Annotated in this window: 1 pseudogene; it reads left to right on the top strand. The window is 70.8% G+C overall.

The annotated features are described in order from the left end of the window. A pseudogene (locus tag H5J29_RS34165) lies at positions 1-415 on the top strand (2-oxoacid:acceptor oxidoreductase subunit alpha); the annotation flags it as partial.

Genomic DNA, 415 nt, shown 5'->3' with positions numbered 1-415 from the left:
CGGCCTGGCCGTCGCCCTCGAACTACCGCTGCTGGTCATCGACGTCCAGCGCGGCGGACCCTCGACGGGGTTGCCGACCAAGACCGAGCAGGCGGATCTGTTGCAGGCCATGTTCGGCCGTAACGGTGAGGCCCCGTTGCCGATCATCGCCCCGCAGTCGCCGGGTGACTGTTTCCATGCCGCCATCGAGGCCGCCGCGATCGCGGTGAAGTACCGCACCCCGGTGATGGTGCTGTCGGACGGTGCGTTGGCGAACGGGTCGGAGCCGTGGAAGGTCCCCGACGCGTCGTCGTTGGAGCAGGTGGATCCGCGGTTCGCGACCGAGGTCAACGCCCCGGACGGGTCCGGGGAGTTCTGGCCGTACCTGCGTGACCCGGAGACCCTGGCCCGGCCCTGGGCCATCCCCGGCACCGCG

It is taken from the genome of Pseudonocardia pini (genome assembly GCF_013870575.1).
Classification (GTDB): domain Bacteria; phylum Actinomycetota; class Actinomycetes; order Mycobacteriales; family Pseudonocardiaceae; genus Pseudonocardia; species Pseudonocardia pini.
The sequence above is the reverse complement of the archived record's forward strand: the minus strand, read 5'-3'. Positions and strand labels throughout refer to the sequence as shown.